At 66.8% G+C, this 17,220-nt stretch carries 19 protein-coding genes; 7 read left to right on the top strand and 12 right to left on the bottom strand.

Going from position 1 to position 17,220, the window contains the following annotated elements; all coding sequences use genetic code 11:
* Window positions 1–2: 2 nt before the first annotated feature.
* Complete coding sequence (gene meaB, locus BST42_RS24975) at window positions 3–887, bottom strand: methylmalonyl Co-A mutase-associated GTPase MeaB (RefSeq protein ID WP_207569572.1); 885 nt, start codon at window positions 885–887, stop codon at window positions 3–5.
* 100 nt (window positions 888–987) lie between these two features.
* On the opposite strand from meaB, the gene BST42_RS24970 reads away from it, so the two are divergent.
* A complete protein-coding gene (locus BST42_RS24970) occupies window positions 988–1,752 on the top strand; it encodes an SDR family NAD(P)-dependent oxidoreductase (protein WP_083122058.1) in 765 nt (254 codons plus the stop codon).
* Window positions 1,753–1,830: 78 nt separating this feature from the next.
* Here the strand turns inward: BST42_RS24970 and BST42_RS24965 are convergent, their stop codons facing one another.
* Genes BST42_RS24965 through BST42_RS24950 form a run of 4 tightly spaced genes read right to left on the bottom strand, consistent with a single transcriptional unit; the run spans window position 1,831 to window position 5,952 of the window.
* Window positions 1,831–2,595, bottom strand: coding sequence for an enoyl-CoA hydratase/isomerase family protein (locus BST42_RS24965; RefSeq protein WP_083122056.1), 765 nt, complete (start codon window positions 2,593–2,595; stop codon window positions 1,831–1,833).
* Between the two features lie 4 nt (window positions 2,596–2,599).
* Complete coding sequence (locus tag BST42_RS24960; protein ID WP_083122054.1) at window positions 2,600–3,688, bottom strand: acyl-CoA dehydrogenase family protein; 1,089 nt, start codon at window positions 3,686–3,688, stop codon at window positions 2,600–2,602.
* Window positions 3,675–4,580: an acyl-CoA dehydrogenase family protein gene (locus BST42_RS24955; protein ID WP_083122052.1), complete on the bottom strand. Its 906-nt coding sequence runs from the start codon at window positions 4,578–4,580 to the stop codon at window positions 3,675–3,677. The genes BST42_RS24960 and BST42_RS24955 overlap by 14 nt, the downstream gene beginning before the upstream one ends.
* On the bottom strand, window positions 4,558–5,952 hold the full coding sequence (locus tag BST42_RS24950; protein ID WP_083122168.1) for a class I adenylate-forming enzyme family protein: 1,395 nt from the start codon (window positions 5,950–5,952) through the stop codon (window positions 4,558–4,560). Before BST42_RS24950 ends, BST42_RS24955 begins: the two co-directional genes overlap by 23 nt.
* A gap of 130 nt (window positions 5,953–6,082) precedes the next feature.
* Here BST42_RS24950 and BST42_RS24945 point away from each other — a divergent pair, with 130 nt between their 5' ends.
* Window positions 6,083–6,355, top strand: a complete 273-nt coding sequence (locus BST42_RS24945; RefSeq protein WP_083122050.1) for a 2Fe-2S iron-sulfur cluster-binding protein — start codon at window positions 6,083–6,085, stop codon at window positions 6,353–6,355.
* Here the strand turns inward: BST42_RS24945 and BST42_RS24940 are convergent.
* From BST42_RS24940 to BST42_RS24920, 5 genes are all read right to left on the bottom strand, one after another.
* Window positions 6,343–7,386, bottom strand: coding sequence for a CaiB/BaiF CoA transferase family protein (locus BST42_RS24940; protein WP_083122048.1), 1,044 nt, complete (start codon window positions 7,384–7,386; stop codon window positions 6,343–6,345). The two genes, BST42_RS24945 and BST42_RS24940, sit on opposite strands and share 13 nt — an antisense overlap.
* A complete protein-coding gene (locus BST42_RS24935; protein ID WP_083122046.1) occupies window positions 7,383–8,339 on the bottom strand; it encodes an LLM class F420-dependent oxidoreductase in 957 nt (318 codons plus the stop codon). The genes BST42_RS24940 and BST42_RS24935 overlap by 4 nt, the downstream gene beginning before the upstream one ends.
* A 3-nt stretch (window positions 8,340–8,342) precedes the next feature.
* A complete protein-coding gene (locus tag BST42_RS24930; RefSeq protein WP_083122044.1) occupies window positions 8,343–8,741 on the bottom strand; it encodes a cobalamin B12-binding domain-containing protein in 399 nt (132 codons plus the stop codon).
* Window positions 8,741–10,318 carry a methylmalonyl-CoA mutase family protein gene (locus BST42_RS24925; RefSeq protein WP_083122042.1) on the bottom strand — a complete coding sequence of 526 codons (1,578 nt, stop codon included), beginning with the start codon at window positions 10,316–10,318 and terminating at the stop codon, window positions 8,741–8,743. The genes BST42_RS24930 and BST42_RS24925 overlap by 1 nt, the downstream gene beginning before the upstream one ends.
* 96 nt (window positions 10,319–10,414) lie before the next feature.
* Entirely contained in the window at window positions 10,415–11,173 is a 759-nt protein-coding gene (locus BST42_RS24920; protein WP_083122040.1) for an IclR family transcriptional regulator, read from the bottom strand.
* 165 nt (window positions 11,174–11,338) lie between these two features.
* On the opposite strand from BST42_RS24920, the gene BST42_RS24915 reads away from it, so the two are divergent.
* Window positions 11,339–13,258: an acetoacetate--CoA ligase gene (locus BST42_RS24915; protein ID WP_083122038.1), complete on the top strand. Its 1,920-nt coding sequence runs from the start codon at window positions 11,339–11,341 to the stop codon at window positions 13,256–13,258.
* On the opposite strand, the gene BST42_RS24910 is transcribed toward BST42_RS24915, so the two are convergent.
* Entirely contained in the window at window positions 13,255–13,548 is a 294-nt protein-coding gene (locus tag BST42_RS24910; protein WP_165760925.1) for a DUF1330 domain-containing protein, read from the bottom strand. The genes BST42_RS24915 and BST42_RS24910 overlap by 4 nt on opposite strands.
* A 74-nt stretch (window positions 13,549–13,622) precedes the next feature.
* Between BST42_RS24910 and BST42_RS24905 the strand changes: the two genes are divergently transcribed.
* From BST42_RS24905 to BST42_RS24895, 3 genes are all read left to right on the top strand, one after another.
* Window positions 13,623–15,107, top strand: a complete 1,485-nt coding sequence (locus tag BST42_RS24905; protein WP_083122034.1) for an aldehyde dehydrogenase family protein — start codon at window positions 13,623–13,625, stop codon at window positions 15,105–15,107.
* A 64-nt stretch (window positions 15,108–15,171) separates the two neighbouring features.
* Window positions 15,172–15,432, top strand: coding sequence for a hypothetical protein (locus tag BST42_RS24900; RefSeq protein WP_083122032.1), 261 nt, complete (start codon window positions 15,172–15,174; stop codon window positions 15,430–15,432).
* Between the two features lies 1 nt (window position 15,433).
* Window positions 15,434–16,216 (top strand): SDR family oxidoreductase, encoded by a 783-nt coding sequence (locus tag BST42_RS24895; RefSeq protein ID WP_083122030.1) that lies wholly within the window; start codon window positions 15,434–15,436, stop codon window positions 16,214–16,216.
* On the opposite strand, the gene BST42_RS24890 is transcribed toward BST42_RS24895, so the two are convergent.
* A complete protein-coding gene (locus BST42_RS24890; RefSeq protein ID WP_133057513.1) occupies window positions 16,213–16,476 on the bottom strand; it encodes a hypothetical protein in 264 nt (87 codons plus the stop codon). The genes BST42_RS24895 and BST42_RS24890 overlap by 4 nt on opposite strands.
* A gap of 78 nt (window positions 16,477–16,554) precedes the next feature.
* On the opposite strand from BST42_RS24890, the gene BST42_RS24885 reads away from it, so the two are divergent.
* Window positions 16,555–17,073, top strand: a complete 519-nt coding sequence (locus BST42_RS24885) for a hypothetical protein (RefSeq protein WP_083122023.1) — start codon at window positions 16,555–16,557, stop codon at window positions 17,071–17,073.
* The last annotated feature ends 147 nt before the right edge of the window (window positions 17,074–17,220 follow it).

Here is a 17,220-nt window from a genome sequence, read left to right as displayed (position 1 = left end):
CATCACGGTTCGACCGCAGGCGAAACCGGTTGCGCGATCAAGGCTTCCGCCGCACTGTACGGATCACGACTCCCGTCGGCGACGGCCTGTGCGAGCGCATCGAGATCCGGATGGCGATGCAGTCGACTCTGCGCCAGTGACAACACCTGCGCGCGGGCGCGTGCGGCACGGCGCTGCGCGGTGTCGGCCCGCCGGTGGGCCTCGATCGCCTCGATGAGCTCGGCCACTCCCTCGGCCCGGGCGGCGATCAGGGTCAGCACCGGCACGTGCGTCTCGAATTTCAGATCGCGCACCGTCTGGGCAGCACCGTCCCGGTCGGCCTTGTTCACCACCACCAGGTCGGCGACCTCGAGCAAGCCCGCCTTGGCAGCCTGGACCGCGTCGCCGGCACCCGGATTGAGGATCACGATCGTCGGATCGGCGACCGCGGCGATCTCGATCTCGGATTGCCCGACCCCGACGCTCTCCAGCAGGACGACGTCGAAGCCGAGCGCACCGAGCAATCGGATCGCGGCGGGCACCGCCGCCGCCAGACCGCCGAGGTGGCCGCGGGTGGCCACCGACCGGATCAGCACATCGGGGTCGTTGATGTGCTGCGCCATCCTGATCCGATCCCCCAGCAGGGCGCCCCCGCTGTAGGGCGACGACGGATCCACGGCCAGCACCGCAACCCGTTGTCCGCGTTCGCGATACGCCGCGACAAGAACGGCGATCGTGGTCGACTTACCCGCACCCGGCGGGCCCGTCACGCCCACCACCGGAACCACGGACCGGCCGATTGCGGTGAGCACCTCATCGCGGCGGTCGCTCTCAACCAGGCTCAGCAGCCGCCCGACCGCGCGCATGTTCCCGCCACGGGCCGCGCTGATCAGCTCGGCGACATCCATAACGGGCAACGCTACGTCCCTACGTGATTGACCATTTCCGGCCGGTATGAGAATACTATTCTCTCAAGTAGAGAGTGTCAGTTGCAAGAAGGGTAACGTTATGCAGATCAGTGGAAGTTCAGCCGTCGTCTTCGGGGGCGCAGGCGGCCTCGGTGAGGCGACCGTGCGCAAACTGCACGCAGCCGGCGTCAAGGTTGTTATCGCCGACCTGGCCGACGACAAGGGCAAGGAACTCGCCGCCGAACTCGCCATCCCCTACGTCCGCACCGACGTCACCAACGACGACGACGTGCTCGCCGCCATCGCCGCCGCCGAAGAGCTGGGGCCGCTGCGCATCTCGGTGGACACCCACGGCGGCCCGGCCGGCGGCGGCAGGCTGGTCGGCAAGGACGGTGCTCCGATGGAGATGGAGGCGTTCACCAAGACCATCACCTTCTACCTGACCGCGGTCTTCAATGTGATGCGCCATGTCGCGGCCGCGATGGCGCGCCAGGAGCCCGACGAGAACGGCGCGCGCGGGGTGATCATCAACACCGCGTCGATCGCCGCGTACGAAGGCCAGATCGGTCAGCTGCCCTATTCGGCCGCCAAGGGCGGTGTCGTGGCAATGACTCTGGTTGCCGCGCGCGATCTTTCACCGCTGGGTATCCGCGTGATGGCGATCGCGCCGGGCACCATCAACACCCCCGCCTACGGCAAGGCCGCCGACCAGCTGGAGGCGTACTGGGCCCCGCAGGTGCCATTCCCCAAGCGGATGGGCCGCTCGGTCGAATACGGCCAGCTGGCGCTGTCGATCGCCGAGAACGACTACCTCAACGGTGAGACCATCCGCCTGGACGGTGCGCTGCGCTTCCCGCCGAAGTAGGTCACCTTTCTTCGCGAGCAGACACAAACTCGGGCGATTTGTAGGAGATCAGCCCGAGTTTGTGTCTGCTCGCGGTGGCTACTTCTTGGCGACCAATCCGTCGACGATCCTGTTGAAATCGGCGGTGCCGAACGACACGTACTCGGCGAGGTTGGCGTAGTCCAGCGAGGCCATCACCGACTTCTCCAGCTGGATGTTCATCAGCCGCTTGGTGGCCTCGACCGCCTGCTGCGGGAGCTCGATCATCTTTTTTGCGCAGGCGATCGCCTCGGAGACCGGATCGGCGACAACATGATTCGCCAGGCCGAGTTCGACCGCGCGCCGCGCCTTGATCCGCACCCCGGTCAGGGCGAACTCCTTGGCCTGCAACAGGCTGATTTGCGATCCCCATACCAACGGACCGCCGTCGGCGGCGACCAGCCCGATGGACACGTGCGGGTCGGCGAAGAACGCGCTCTCGGCCATGTAGACGACGTCGGACAGTGCGGCCAGGCTGCAGCCCAGCCCGACCGCCGGGCCGTTGACGGCCGCGATCACCGGGATGCGGCAACGCACCATGCCGATCACCAGATCGCGACCGTGCTTGATCGTCTTCTGCCGCAACGCTTCGTCGTTGCGCAGCTCGTCCAGGTAGGTGAAGTCGCCGCCCGCCGAAAACGCGCGGCCCGCACCGGTGATCACCGCCGCCCGCGCGGAGGCATCCTCGCCCAGCGCCGCCCAGATCTTGGCCAGTCCGACATGGAGATTGTCGTTGACGGCGTTCAGCTCGTCGGGCCGATTGAGCGTGATGATGCGCAGCGGGCCGTCGGCGGTGACGTCGATTTCGTCAGGCATGTCGTACATGTCGTTACACTCCCAGTCCAAGGATTCGTCCGGCGATGATGTTCTTCTGAATCTGCGACGTCCCGCCCATGACGCTCTGGGCACGGCTGTAGAGGTAGGCACCGAACAACTCTTCGTCGTCGGTGCCGACGGTGGCCAGCGCGGCATGCCCGACCGACTGCTCGGTCCAGGTCATCAATAGTTTGTCCAGTGACCCGTCTGGGCCGTGCTTGATGCCGTCGAGTTGCTCGGACAGACGCCGACGCACGTGCAGGCGCAACATCTCGGTCTGCACCCACGCCCACGACAGCTCGTCGGGCGCAGGCCCCTCGACGCGGGAAGCCATCTGGCGCACCAACTTTCCGTACCGTGCCGAGAAGCCCAATGTCGACGGCTCACGCTCGTGGCTGACCACCGTCATCGCAAGCTTCCACCCGTCGCCAGGTGCGCCGACCATGTTCGCGGCCGGCACCCGCGCGCCGTCGAGTTCGACCTGGCCGAATTCCTTGGTGACGCCGCTGATCATCTTCAGCGGCCGCTGGACGATCCCCGGCTGGTGCATCGTGACGATGAACGCCGAGATGCCCTTGTGTTTGGGTACCTCTTTGTCAGTCCGGGCCAGGACCAGGCACCAGTCGGCGCAGTCGGAGTAACTGGTCCAGATCTTGTGACCGTTGATGATGTACTCGTCACCGTCGCGGGTCGCGGTCGTGGTCAGCGAGGCCAGGTCCGATCCGGCCCCGGGCTCCGAAAAGCCTTGGCACCAGCGCTCGGTCCCGTCGATCATCCCGGGCAGGAAGCGCTGCCGCAGTTCCTCGCTGCCGTGATGGCTCAGGCCGACCACCAGATAGCCCAGGCTCGGACGCGCGGGCGCTCCGGCCTTGGCGATCTCCTCGTCGACGATGACGTCGAACACGGGTGGCAAGCCCTGGCCGCCGTACTCTTTCGGCCAGGACGTGCCGAAGAACCCGGCGGCGTACAGCGCCTGGTGCCACTCGCCCGCTTTGGCCCAGTAGGCATCTCCCGACGTCGGGAACTTGCCCTTCTGTTCTGTCAGCCAGCCACGCAGCCGCTCCCGGAACGCGGCCTCGTCCGGCGAATCACGAAAGTCCAATGGTCAACTCCTCCAACTTGACTGGCCAGGCCTCGGTGGCGGCCAGCACCCGGCGCAGATAGACATGGGCCAGGCACTCCCAGGTATTGCCGATGCCGCCGTGCACCTGGATCGACATCTCGCACACCGCGAGTGCGGCTCGTGCGCAGTAGATCTTGGCGACCCGGCCGGCTTCCACAGCTTCCTCGATGGGTAGCTCGTCGACAGCCCAGGCGGCGTGGCGCAGCACGCTCACCGACCCCTCGATGAGGGCCAGCCCCTCGGCCAGCATGTGGGCGACGGCCTGGTACGAACCGATGGCCGAGCCGTACTGCTCGCGCACCTTGGCGTATTCGGTTGCCAGCGTGTGGGTGCCGCGTGCCGCGCCGACCAGGTCGGCCGTTGTCACCGCCAGCGCGAGGGCGTACCAGCGCTGCGCCTGCTCGGCGGTCAACTCCCCCACGGTGTCCGATACACCGGCGACGGTGGCGGTGGCGCGGGTCAGATCGGCGGCGTCGCGGGACGCGCCGACACCGACCGACTCGACGGTCGTTCCGGCGAGTCGTAGCGCAGCAGAGGACCCGTCGGCGTCGATGACGGTGTCACCGACCGCGATGGTCGCCGGCACCGGGTCGATCGCCAGGATGCGGTACAGATCATCGGCAAGCACCGGTCCGAGGAACGGCACGTCGACCAGGCCGCGGGCGAATTCCTCTGCGACCAACGCCACTTCGACCCCGCTGGCGCCGTCGGAGCGCAGCGACCGCCAACCGGTCGCATCGACGGTCTTGGCCAGCCGCGCTCGGCGCGACTGGTCGTCCAGGTCCGCGACGGAGTCCGGACCGAAGTCGTCGGCAAGGCGGGCGGCGGCGTCGCGCAGCTGCTGCTGCTCACTGGTCAGGCGTGCATCCATACTGCTCCTTGAGAATTCGCCGCAACGCCTTGCCCGATGGCAGGCGCGGGATTTCGGACACGAAAACGATGTCGCGGGGACGTTTGTAGGACGCCAGCTTCTCGGCGACGAGCGCGTCCAGGTCCTCGGCGCTGACCGGCTCGGCGACGGCGACCGCGGCGATCACGGCCTCACCGTCCGCCTCGTCGGGCACGCCGAATACCGCGCAGTCAGCCACGGCGTGATGGCCGTGCAGTACCGACTCGACTTCGGCGGGGGCGACTTGGAAGCCGCGCACCTTGACCATCTCCTTGAGCCGGTCGGTGATTCGCAGCCAGCCGTCGTCCAGGTAACCGAGGTCCCCGGTGCGGTACCAGCCGTCGTCGAACGCCTCGTCGGTGGCCTCGGCGGGCAGGTAGCCGGCCATCGCCGAATCCGAGCGCACCTGGATCTCACCGATCGTGCCTGCCTCGACCGGTTCACCGGTCTCCGTCGACACGATGCGCACCGCCGGGATCGGACGCCCGACCGTGTCGAGGCGAGCCGCGTCGCGCGGGCAGCACGCGATCACCGGTACCTCGCTGGTGCCGTACGCCGAGATCCAGCCCACACCGGTCCGTTCGGTCACGGCCTCGGCCACACTGGTGGTTACCGGGGTGGCGCACCACATGATGTAGCGCAGCGATGTCAGGTCGAACGTGTCGAGCTTCGGGTGTGATGCGATCGCCAACGCGATTGGTGCGACGGCCATTTCGACGGTGATGCGGTCATCCTGGATGCACTGCAGCATGGTGTCGATATCGAACCGGCGATGTAGGCGCATCCACGCGCCGGCATCGAGCACGGTGGCGATATTCAGCAGGCCGAGGATGTGCGACGGCGGTGTGACGATCTGCATGCGGTCGACTGCCGTGAGACCAAGGGCCTGACGCCAGTGCCGAATGCTCGCGGCCAGCGAACCATGGGTGTGCCGAACCGCTTTGGGCATACCCGTGGTCCCCGAGCTGAACACCAGCACAGCATCGGAGTCAGCCGCGTACTCCACCGGGGTTGGCTCCGCCGGACTGATCGGTTCGTCAAGGCTGAGCATCGGCATCAGGTCGGCCAGCAGCGGGCTGTCACCGACCGCATGGTCGGCGCCGGACACCTCGAGCGCATGGCCGATGTCGGCTGCTTTCCAGGCGGGGCTGATCAACACCGCGGACGCACCGAGGCGCCAGATTGCCTGTACGGCGAAAATGAATTCGGGCCGATTGGACGACATCAGCGCGACGCGCTGGCCGCCCCGCACGCCACGGCTCGCGAGGGTGCCCGCCAATCCCGCGGACAGCGCATCGACCTGAGATCGTGTGTAGATGCGGTCCTCGAAGGCAAGCACTCGCACGTCGCTCACGGCGCGGTCCGCTCGCACATGGTCAGTGACAATCCCATCGACAGGTCAACAAACGAGAACATACTATCGTCAGTAGAGAACTGTATTCTCATCTGGGTAGAATGATACTGCGCTAACGCTGAGGAGAGAAGTGAGCACGGCGACGATCACGCTGGACGGCAAGACGGTGACCATGCCGGTCAACGAAGGCGAGACGGTGCTGGAGAGCGCCCGCCGAGCCGGACTGACCCCGCCCTACAGCTGCGAAGCCGGCAACTGCGGAACGTGCATCGCCACGCTCACCGACGGTCAGGTCAAGATGCGGGTCAACGAGGTGCTCGACGACAGCGAGATCGACGACGGCCTGATCCTGACCTGCCAGGGCGTGCCCGAGTCCGACGTGACCGTGACCTACGACGACTGATATTCGTCGAGCGCCGGAGGCGGCAGATAGTCGGGCTCATAACCGAGCACCCGCACCGGACTGCCGACCAGGTGGTAATCCCCGGCGGTGACAACGACTTCCGGCGTCGCATCGAGCGCGTCCGGAAGTGAACGCACCGCTGCCGCGGGGATGCCGAGCGGCCGCAGGCGCGCTTCCCAGCCCGCCGCGGTGTCGGCGGCCAGTGCGCCCGTCACGATCGCGAGCACCTCGTCCCGGCGTGCCGATCGCTCGGCCATCGTCGGGAAACCCTCGATGCCGGCCTCGGCGGCGAAGGCCTTCCAGAAGCCGTCATGGGTGACGAACAGTGCCAGATACCCGTCCGCGGTCGGAAACAGCTGCGCGGGAACGTAAAACGAGTGCGCACCGAACGGATGCCGGCGCGGATGTACACCGTCGTTGAGATAGGCCGCAGCTCGGTAGTTCAGCTGCGAGAACATCACGTCGCGCAGCGAGACATCGACCTGGCCGCCCTCACCCGAGACGATCATCGCGAGAAGTCCCAGCGCCGCGGTCAATCCGGTGGAATTGTCGGCCGACGAGTAACCCGGCAGCGTCGGCGGCGCGTCCGGGTCGCCGGTCAGCGCGGCCACACCGGTGGCCGCCTGGATCACGTAGTCGAAGGCCGGGTCGTCGCCGCCGTCCAGGCCGTAGCCGGTCAGCGCGACACACACGATCTTCTCGTTGCGCGTGCGCAGCGCCTCATAGGTGAGTCCGAACCGCCGGATCACCGAAGGCTTCATATTGACCAGCAGCGCATCGGATTCCGCGACCAGCTCGCCCAGTCGCTGCTGCCCGGCGTCGGAGGCCAGGTCCAGGCATACGGAGCGCTTGTTGCGGTTCAGGCTGGCGAAATAGCTGTCCCCGACCTGACGGGAGATCTCGCCGCCGGGCGGCTCGATCTTGATGACCTGCGCACCGAGGTCGGCGAGCAGCATGGTGGCGTACGGCCCGGCCAGCATGGTGCCGACCTCGAGGATGCGAACGCCGGACAGCGGAGCAGCGGACCTCATCGAACCTCGGCGCCGAGTTGCGCAATCACCTCGCGGGTCCGGTATTTCGACGCCACCAGCTCGTCGCGGGTCTCCCCGATCGGCAGCAGCCGCACCGACAGGTCGGTGACCCCGGCGTCGGCGAACGCGCGGAACCGCGCCAGGATCGCTTCTTCGTCACCGGCCGCGCACAGATCACCGACATCGCGCGCGTCGCCGCGGTCGAGCAGCTTCTGATAGTTGGGCGACGTCTCGGCCTCGGCAAGGATCCGGTTGGCCCGATCCTTGGCCGCCGCGATCTCGGAGTTGGCGCACAGGCACACCGGGATGCCGGCGACGATACGCGGGGCCGGCCGGCCGGCGTTGTCGGCGGCCTTGTTGATCCGCGGCGCGATGTGGTCGCCGATCGCCCGCTCGTCGGCCATCCACAGCACGGTGCCGTCGGTGAGTTCACCCGCGATCTGCAGCATCACCGGGCCGAGCGCAGCCAGCAGCACCGGAAGTGGGGAGTCCGCCTGCAGCACAGTCGGATTGTGCACGGTGAAGGTGTCGTTCTCGACGTCCACGTCACCCGGACCGGCCAGGGCGGCGCCCAGCACCTCGAGGTAGTCGCGGGTGTAAGACGCCGGCTTCTCGTACGGCAGGCCCAGCATGTCGCGGATGATCCAGTGGTGCGACGGGCCCACACCCAACGCGAGCCGGTTGCCCGCGCCGGCATGCACCGACAGGGCCTGGCGGGCGAGTGCGATCGGGTGCTGCGCCTGCAGCGGGACCACCGCGGTACCCAGCTCGATGCGCGAGGTGCGGGCACCCATCTGCGCGACCATCGTCAGCGCGTCATAGTCGTTCGGCACCTGCGGCATCCACGCGGTGTCGAACCCGGCGGCCTCGGCCCATTCGATGTCCTCGAGGAGCTTCTTCACCTTGCGAGCCATATCGCCCCGCTCGGCACCGATCATCACGCCAAGACGCATTACTCACCCCACCTGTTCAGAGGTCAGCGCACGGACGTCGGTCACCAGCGTCTCGAGCGACGTTCCGGTCGGGAACACCGCCGCCGCACCGACTTCCAACAGCTTGGATACATCGCTCTGCGGAATCGTGCCGCCGACGATCACCGCGATGTCGCCGGCATCGGCTTCCCGCAGCGCGTCGACGGTCCGCTTGGTCAACGCCAGGTGCGCACCAGAGAGGATCGAAAGCCCCACCACCGCAACGTCTTCCTGCAGCGCGATCGACACGATGTCCTCGATGCGCTGGCGGATACCGGTGTAGATCACCTCGAATCCGGCGTCGCGCAGCGCGCGGGCCACAATCTTGGCGCCACGGTCGTGGCCGTCCAGGCCGGGCTTGGCGACGAGAATACGAGCAGTCACTAGAACACCACCGGCTGCTGGAACTCGCCCCACACCGACTTCAGCGTGGAGACCATCTCCCCCACCGTGCAATACGCATTCGCGCAGTCGATCAGCTTGTGCATCAGGTTGTCGTCGCCTTCCGCCGAACGGGCCAGGGCTGCCAGGGCTTCCTTCACGGCGACGCCGTCGCGATCGGCTTTCACCTTCGCCAGCCTCCGCAACTGCTTGTCGCGGCCTTCGGCGTCGAGCTCGTAGGTGGCCAGGTCCGGGGCGGGCTCATCGACGACGAACTTGTTCACCCCGACCACCGGGCGCTCACCCGACTCGACCTCCTGATGGATCTTGTAGGCCTCGTCTGCGATCAGCCCCTGCAGGTAGCCGTCCTCGATGGATTGCACCATGCCGCCGTGCTTTTCGAGGTCGTCCATGATCTCGATGATGCGTTCCTCGGTGGCATCGGTGAGCGCCTCGACGAAGTAGGAGCCGCCGAGCGGGTCGGCCACCCGAGCCACCCCGGTTTCGTAGGCCAGGATCTGCTGGGTGCGCAGCGCCAGTGTCGCGGACTCCTCGCTGGGCAGCGCGAACGGCTCGTCCCAGGCTGCGGTGAACATCGACTGCACGCCACCGAGTACCGAGGCCAACGCCTCATAGGCCACCCGCACCAGGTTGTTCTGCGCCTGCGGGGCGTACAACGACGCACCGCCGGACACGCAGCCGAACCGGAACATCGCGGCCTTGTCGGTCTTGGCGCCCCATCGCTCCCGCACGATGGTCGCCCAACGACGCCGTCCAGCACGGTATTTGGCGATCTCCTCGAAGAAGTCACCGTGGGTATAGAAGAAGAAGGAGATCTGTGGCGCGAACTGGTCGATCGTCATCCGGCCGCGCTCCACCACGGTGTCGCAGTAGGTGACACCGTCGGCGAGAGTGAATGCCATCTCCTGCACGGCGTTGGCACCGGCGTCGCGGAAGTGCGCGCCCGCGACCGAGATCGCGTTGAACCGGGGCACCTCGGCCGCGCAGAATTCGATGGTGTCGGCGATCAAACGCAGCGACGGCTCGGGCGGCCAGATCCACGTTCCCCGGGAGGCGTACTCCTTGAGGATGTCGTTCTGGATCGTGCCGGTGAGCTTTTCGCGCGGCACCCCCTTCTTCTCCGCGGCAGCGACATAGAACGCCAACAGGATCGCGGCCGTGCCGTTGATCGTGAAGCTGGTGCTGATCTTGTCCAGGGGAATGCTGTCGAACAGGATCTCCGCGTCGGCCAGGGTGTCGACCGCGACGCCGACCCGGCCGACCTCTTCCCCGTACTCCGGATCGTCCGAGTCGTAGCCACATTGGGTCGGCAGGTCCAGGGCGACCGACAGTCCGGTACCGCCTTGGTCGAGCAGATAGCGATAGCGCTCGTTCGACTCCTCGGCGGTGCCGAAGCCGGAATACTGGCGGAAGGTCCACAACCGTCCGCGGTAGCCGGTGGAGAAGTTGCCCCGGGTGAACGGGAACGCGCCCGGCGCGGGGGGATCACCACTGCGGTCGGCCGGTCCGTACACCGGCTCCAGTGGGATCCCCGACGACGTGTGGGATAGGTGGTCCATCGGTGGATACCGTACTTGCAGTTTATGAGAATGCCAATACCGCTTTGGGCAAGTCGTGTGCAGAATCCGCTGAAAACGCTGGTGAGGCTCCCGGCCCTACGAGCAGAGCCGCCCAGTGAGCACGTGAGCCTGCTCGAGCAGCAGCGTGCCGAGCTCGTGGCGTCGGTCGGGTCTGAACCGGGTTTCCACGCCGGTGAGGCTCAGCGCCCACGCCGGCCTGCCGTTCTGGTCGAACACCGCCGCCGCGATGCCCCAGCTGCCCTCCACGATCAACGCCGGATTGACCGCGTATCCCGCGAGGCGGGTCGCCTCGATCCTGGCCCGGATCGACTCCTCGGTGTGCTCATCGCCCCAGTCGGCCGCCGGCAGCGCGCGCGAGAAATAGTCGTCGACCTCGTCGGCGGGCAGGTGACTCAAGATCGCCAGCCCGGCCGAGGCCACTCCGAGCGGAAACCTGATGCCCTCGCGCAGGACGTGCGACCGCAGCGGAAAGCTGCCCTCGACACCGAGCAGGCACACCGTCTCGTCGCCGCGCCGGGCGGAGAAGAACGCGCTTTCACCGGTTTCGGTAGCCAGCCGGGTGACCACATCCCGGGCCTTGTCGGTGACGTCGTACCGGCTGGCGGCAACGGCCCCCAGCAGATACATCTCCGGCCCCAGCAGCCATCGGCCGGTCTTGGCGTCCCGGTCGATCAGCCCGACGTCGGCCAGCGAGGTGAGCAGTCGGTGCACGGTCGGGCGGGCCAGCCCGGTCACCCGGCCCACCTCCGTCGTCGACGCGCCCGCCGGTTCTGCGGCACCGACGGCGGCCAGCACTGCGGCGACGCGCGAAACGACGTTGGCCCTGTCGGTCACGGGCGTTGATCCTAGCGTTCACTGAGTGGACACCTGGCCGGTCGATAACCGCCCTGCGAACACCTTCATGGTCGTTTGCGGTCAGTTATTGACTGCTCACAGCGCTGGTTGTTGAGTGGGTGGCCGACAGCAGATGTCGTTTACCCAGTGGACGCAAGGATCACAGTGTCGGGCGCAGAACCCCAATGGAAACAGTTCGCCGCAACCACGGCCGCGCGACACGGAGCGCCCGCCGGCACTTACGCCGACCTCTGGCAGTGGTCGGTCGACCATCCCGCACGGTTCTGGCGCGCAGTGTGGGAGCACTTCGACGTACGCGCCGAGGTCGGCCCCGCTTCGGGTGACGAGGCGGTACTCGCTGACGCGACGATGCCCGGTGCCGTGTGGTTTCCCGGTGTCCGGCTGAACTACGTCGACCAGATCCTGCGGCACACCGGACGCAGCGGTGCGGCCATCGTCGGTATCGACGAGGACGGTTCCCGCACCGAGATCAGCTGGACTGAATTGGCCGGCCGGGTCGGGGCCGTCGCCGCCGAACTGCGCCGCCTCGGGGTCCAGACCGGCGACTGTGTCGCCGCGTATCTCCCGGATATCGCCGAAGCGATGGTCGCCTTTCTGGCGACCGCGGCGATCGGGGCGGTGTGGTCAGCCTGCGGACAGGACTACGCGCCCCATGGCGCGGCCTCCCGGTTGGAGCAGCTGGAACCCAAGGTGCTGTTCAGCGCCGACGGCTATCAACTCGGCGGCAAGTGGTTCGACAAGCGCTCTGACACCAAGGAATTGGTGGACCTGCTCGGTGAACCTCATCTGGTCGTTCTCGACAGCGACGACTACCGCAGGCTGACCGAAAACCCGGTCACACCCGAGGTCACCCCCGTCGCCTTCGACCATCCGTTGTGGGTGCTGTTCAGTTCCGGCACCACCGGCAAGCCCAAAGGCATCGTGCACGGCCACGGCGGCGTCATCCTCGAGCACCTGAAAGCGACTGCGCTGCAGGCAGACCTGGGTCCCGACGACGTGTTCTTCTGGCAGACCGCGCTGAGCTGGATGATGTGGAACTTCCGGATCGCCGGTCTGATGTGCGGGTCTACGGTGGTCTGCTACAGCGGCCATCCGCTGAACCCGGACGCCGACCGGCTCTGGCAGCTCCTCGAAGACGAGAAGGTGACCTACTTCGGCACCAGTCCCGGCCATCTACTGGCCACGCGCAAGGCCGGATTGCATCCGGGCGCCGACCACGATCTGCACCGCCTGACGACCATCGGAAGCACCGGGTCCCCGCTGCCCGCCGACCTTTTCGACTGGGTGCGCGAGGAGGTCGGCGAGAACGTCGCCGTCTCCTCGATCAGCGGGGGCACCGACGTGGTCACCGCGTTCGCCGGCGGCACGGCGGGCGAACCGGTGGTGCCCGGCGAACTCACCACGCGGTATCTGGGAGTGGCCCTGTACAGCTGGTCGCCGCAGCGTCAGCCACTCGTCGGCCAGGTGGGCGAGATGGTCATCACCGCCCCGATGCCGTCCATGCCGGTCGGGTTTTGGAACGACGACGACGGGTCCCGGTATCGCGCAGCCTATTTCGACCACCACTGGGCAGACGGACCGGCACCGCACGTCTGGCGGCACGGCGACTGGGTGACGGTCACCGAGCGCGGCTCGCTGATCATTCACGGCCGCAGCGACGCCACCCTCAACCGGCATGGGATTCGGATGGGTTCGGCCGACATCTACGAAGTGGTCGAGGCGATCGATGCGGTGACCGAAGGGTTTGTGCTGGGCATCGACGGACCCGACGGCGCCTACTGGATGCCGCTTTTCGTCACGCTGGCGGCGGGGCGGGTGCTCGACGACGACCTGGTCAACACCATCCGCTCGGCGATCCGGACCAAGCTCTCACCCCGGCACGTGCCCGACGACATCATCGCCGCGCCCGGCATTCCGCACACGCGCACCGGCAAGAAGCTGGAGGTGCCGGTGACAGCAATCATGGCCGGCCGCACCGACGTGTCACTGGACCAGCGCTCCATCGACAACCCTGATCTCATCGACTGGTACCGAGCCCAGGGCAGCCGGCACAGCTGGGGCTAGAACCCGGACAGGATCACCGCGTTGGTGTCGGCGGCGGCGCGCCGCAACTCCCGCGCCGCGCGATAAGCATCCGAGTCGTACCAGGACTGTGCAGCTTCCACCGACTCGAACTCCAGCACCACGGTCTGGTGTCCGTGCCAATCGCCCTCGAGCACTTGCGGTTTGGCATCGACCGCCAGCACCGTGACGCCATCCATCGCCGCACGGGCGGCTTGGCCGTAAGCCTTCATCCCCTCAGGGTCGTGGATTTCTTCGGTCAAGATGACGTATCCCTTAGAAGCCATAGCGATGGCGTTCCTCTCATGTGAGAATGAGGTTCTCGTATTTCGAGTGACAGATTTTCACGTGACTAGGGGTAAGTGCAATGACCAATGTCGACGCTGACACGGGCGTGCTGGCCGGCGAGCAACGGATGCTCATCGACGGAGAGCTCCGGTCCACCGATTCCGGGGCGACGTTCGACGTCATCCATCCCGCCTCCGAGGAAGTCGTCGGCCACGCAACCGACGGCACCGTCACCGACGTCGAGCGGGCGACGGCCGCCGCGCGCCGGGCTTTCGACGCGGGCAACTGGTCACGCGACCTGGACTTCCGGTACCACTGCCTCAACCAGCTGCACCAGGCGCTCACCGAAGAACAGGAACGGTTGCGGCGCATCGTGATCACCGAGGTCGGCTGTCCGGTCTCGGTCAGCGGCTCCCAGATCGAGAGCCCGATCGCCGAAGTGAAGCACTGGGCAGAGCACGGTCACGACTTCGACTACCTGGTCGACACCGGAATCCACGAGACGCAACTCGGCCCGGCCCGGCGCAAGATCCAATTCGATCCGGTCGGCGTGGTCGGAGCGATCACGCCGTGGAACGTCCCGTTCTACCTCAACATCGCCGAGACCGTGCCGGCGCTGATGGCCGGCAACACCGTCGTGCTCAAGCCCGCCCAGCTCACCCCGTGGTCGGGTACCGAACTCGGTCGCATCATCGCGGAGAAGACCGACATCCCGGCCGGGGTGTTCAACGTCGTCACCTCCAACGCCAACGAGGTGGGCGCGGCACTGTCGGCCGACCCGCGGGTGGACATGATCACCTTCACCGGCTCGACCGCCACCGGCCGGGCGATCCTGGCCGCAGGCGCCTCGACGGTGAAGAAGACGCTGCTGGAACTCGGCGGCAAGTCGACCCACATCGTCTGCGACGACGCGGACTTCACCGCCTGCCTGCCGATGGCAGCGATGTTCGCCTGTGTCATGTCGGGCCAGAGTTGCATCCTATCCAGCCGAGTCCTGTTGCCGCGCAGTCGTTATGACGAAGGACTCGAGATCCTCAAGGTGTCGATGGAGAACTTTCCGGTCGGCGATCCGTGGACGCCGGGCATCATGCAGGGCCCGCAGATCAGCGCCATGCAGCGGCAGAAGACGTTGAGCCTGATCCAGTCCGGCATCGCCGACGGCGCCCGGCTGATCACCGGTGGCGGCGTTCCGGAGGGCCTGCCAACCGGCTACTACGTGCAACCGACCCTGCTCGCCGACGTCGACCCCACCTCCGAGATCGCCCAGACCGAGATCTTCGGGCCGGTGATCACCGTGACGCCGTACGACACCGATGACGAGGCCGTCGAAATCTCCAACAACACGATCTACGGACTGTCCGGCGACGTCACCAGCGGCGACGACGACCGGGCGTTGAACATCGCGCTGCGGCTGCGCACCGGCAGCGTCACCACCAACGGCCACTCGTTCTTCGGGATCACCAGCCCCTTCGGCGGCACCAAGCAGAGCGGTCTCGGTCACCGCAACGGCGATGAGGGCTACCGGGAGTACCTGAACTCCAAGACGATCGGCGTGCGGCCCTGACCGCACACGCCCGACCGGCAGCCGACGTCGTCTACATTCGACAAGAACGGCTCTGGAGGCGCTCATGATCAAGCTCGAACTGCCCTACGTCACCGTGACGGTCGACGATCGGTTCCGCAATCGTCTGGCCCTGGTCGGTGACCGGCTTCGCGTCACGCTGACCGCGTATCTGCGCAACGCCGCCGACGATGTGGGAGGGCTCGGCCGCAAGGCCACCGCAGCCTGCCAGACCGCAGCCGTGCGCGTCGACACCGCGATGGCCGCGGCCAACGACCGCATCGCTTCCGAACCCGAGGTGCACATCCCGCACCTGAAGGTCGTATGACATGACGGCGCCTGGCGTCTTCATCACCGGCGCCGCCGCGGGTATCGGGCGGGCGACCGCTGTGACCTTCGCGCGAAACGGTTACCGGGTGGGCGCATACGATATCGACCTCGACGGGCTCGCCGGACTTCGTGACGAGATCCTCGCGCTCGGAGGTGACGTCACGATCGGTGAGCTCGACGTCACGAACGTCGATCACTGGTCGGCCCGACTGAGTGAATTCACCAGCAACACAGGCAGACTCGATGTGCTGGTGAACAATGCCGGAGTGCTGACCACAGGTCCGTTCGCCGACGTCCCGCTCGGCGTTCACCAAAAGATGGTGGACATCAACTTCACCGGCGCGCTGACCGGCTTGCATGCCGCATTCCCCTATCTGCGCGACACACCGGGGGCCCAGGTGGTCAACATGTGTTCGGCGTCCGCGCTGTACGGCCAGCCAGAGCTCGCCACCTACTCGGCGACCAAGTTCGCGCTGCGTGCGCTGACCGAGGCGCTGGAACTCGAATGGCGTCGATACGGAATCCGAGTGCTGGCGATGTGGCCGCTGTTCGTCAAAACGGCCATGACCGACGGAGTCGAGACCGGCAGCACCAAGTCGCTGGGCGTCAACCTGCAGCCCGACGACGTGGCCGCCGCGGTCTATTCGGCCACCCACCGCCGCGGGCGGCTGACCAGGGTGCACTATCCGGTGGGCCGCCAGACCACCGTGCTGGCCGCACTGTCGCAAGTGTCGCCCAACTGGATGCAGCGGTTGATGACGAAGACGTTGACGCGCAGCTAACCGATTGCGGTGTACGGCTTCTTCGGCGGCTGCTGATTCTGCCGAAATGATTGGCACAGACCAAGATTGCTCGCCACACACGGCACGCCGTTGATGGTCGGGGCACTGCCCTCGAGATAGCACTGGCCGGTGTACTGGTTGTTGACGTGCCCGGCCGGGCAGCCCTGCGCCACGGCCGCGGGCACTGCACCCACAGCGCCGGCCACCAGACCGGCACCGGCCACCAAACACCCGAGCCGCCGCCCCCAGCGCATCGCCATCGACATACTCCCAAGGCCTTTCCGCAGCCAGAATACGCTTTTGCGGCTTTGCCGCGGCACGTGATTAGGATCGTGGGCATGCCGGAGCCGACCGACGATATTGACGCCACGACGTCGACATCGCACCGTCCCACCCGCCAATCGCGATCCTCGGTGGGCTGGCTCGCGCCCGTCGCACTCGTGATCGCGCTGATCGCGGTGGCCCTTGCCGGATGGGCGTTGTTCCGGCCGACTCCGTCAAATCCGGCGCCGACCGCCGCACCGCAGACCGGTGACCCGAAGACCAACGCCTGCGACGCCTACCGCACGGTCAGTGCGGCGGTGTCATTGCAGACCCACGCCGACCCGGGCGCCGAAGTCCAGGGGGTGGCCGCCAACGCACGGCTGGCCATGGCGGGCGGCGCGACCTACCTTCTCGCCCACTTGAGCCCGGCCACACCGAGCGATCTGGCCGACGCGATTCGCGGCTTCGCGACTGGGTTGCAGGATATTTCGATGAACGCGTTAGCCGGTGTCCCCAACACCGATCCGAAGCAAGCCGAGCGGCTGAGCGACGCGGAGAAGACCAACAGCAAGATCGCCGAACTCTGCAAATAGCCATTACGACGGCTTTTACAGGTTGAGTTCAGCTGGCGTTTGCACGAAGTTCGGCAGCGCGCCAAGTGGGGTCCAGTCCGAGGTAAGGGTTGTCTCCTTGGATTTCTCTGTCAGGGACCACTCGGCGCATTTGCCGGACTGAACGTC

This window comes from Mycolicibacterium rhodesiae (assembly GCF_002086695.1).
Taxonomy (GTDB): Bacteria; Actinomycetota; Actinomycetes; order Mycobacteriales; family Mycobacteriaceae; genus Mycobacterium; species Mycobacterium rhodesiae.
The sequence above is the reverse complement of the archived record's forward strand: the minus strand, read 5'-3'. Positions and strand labels throughout refer to the sequence as shown.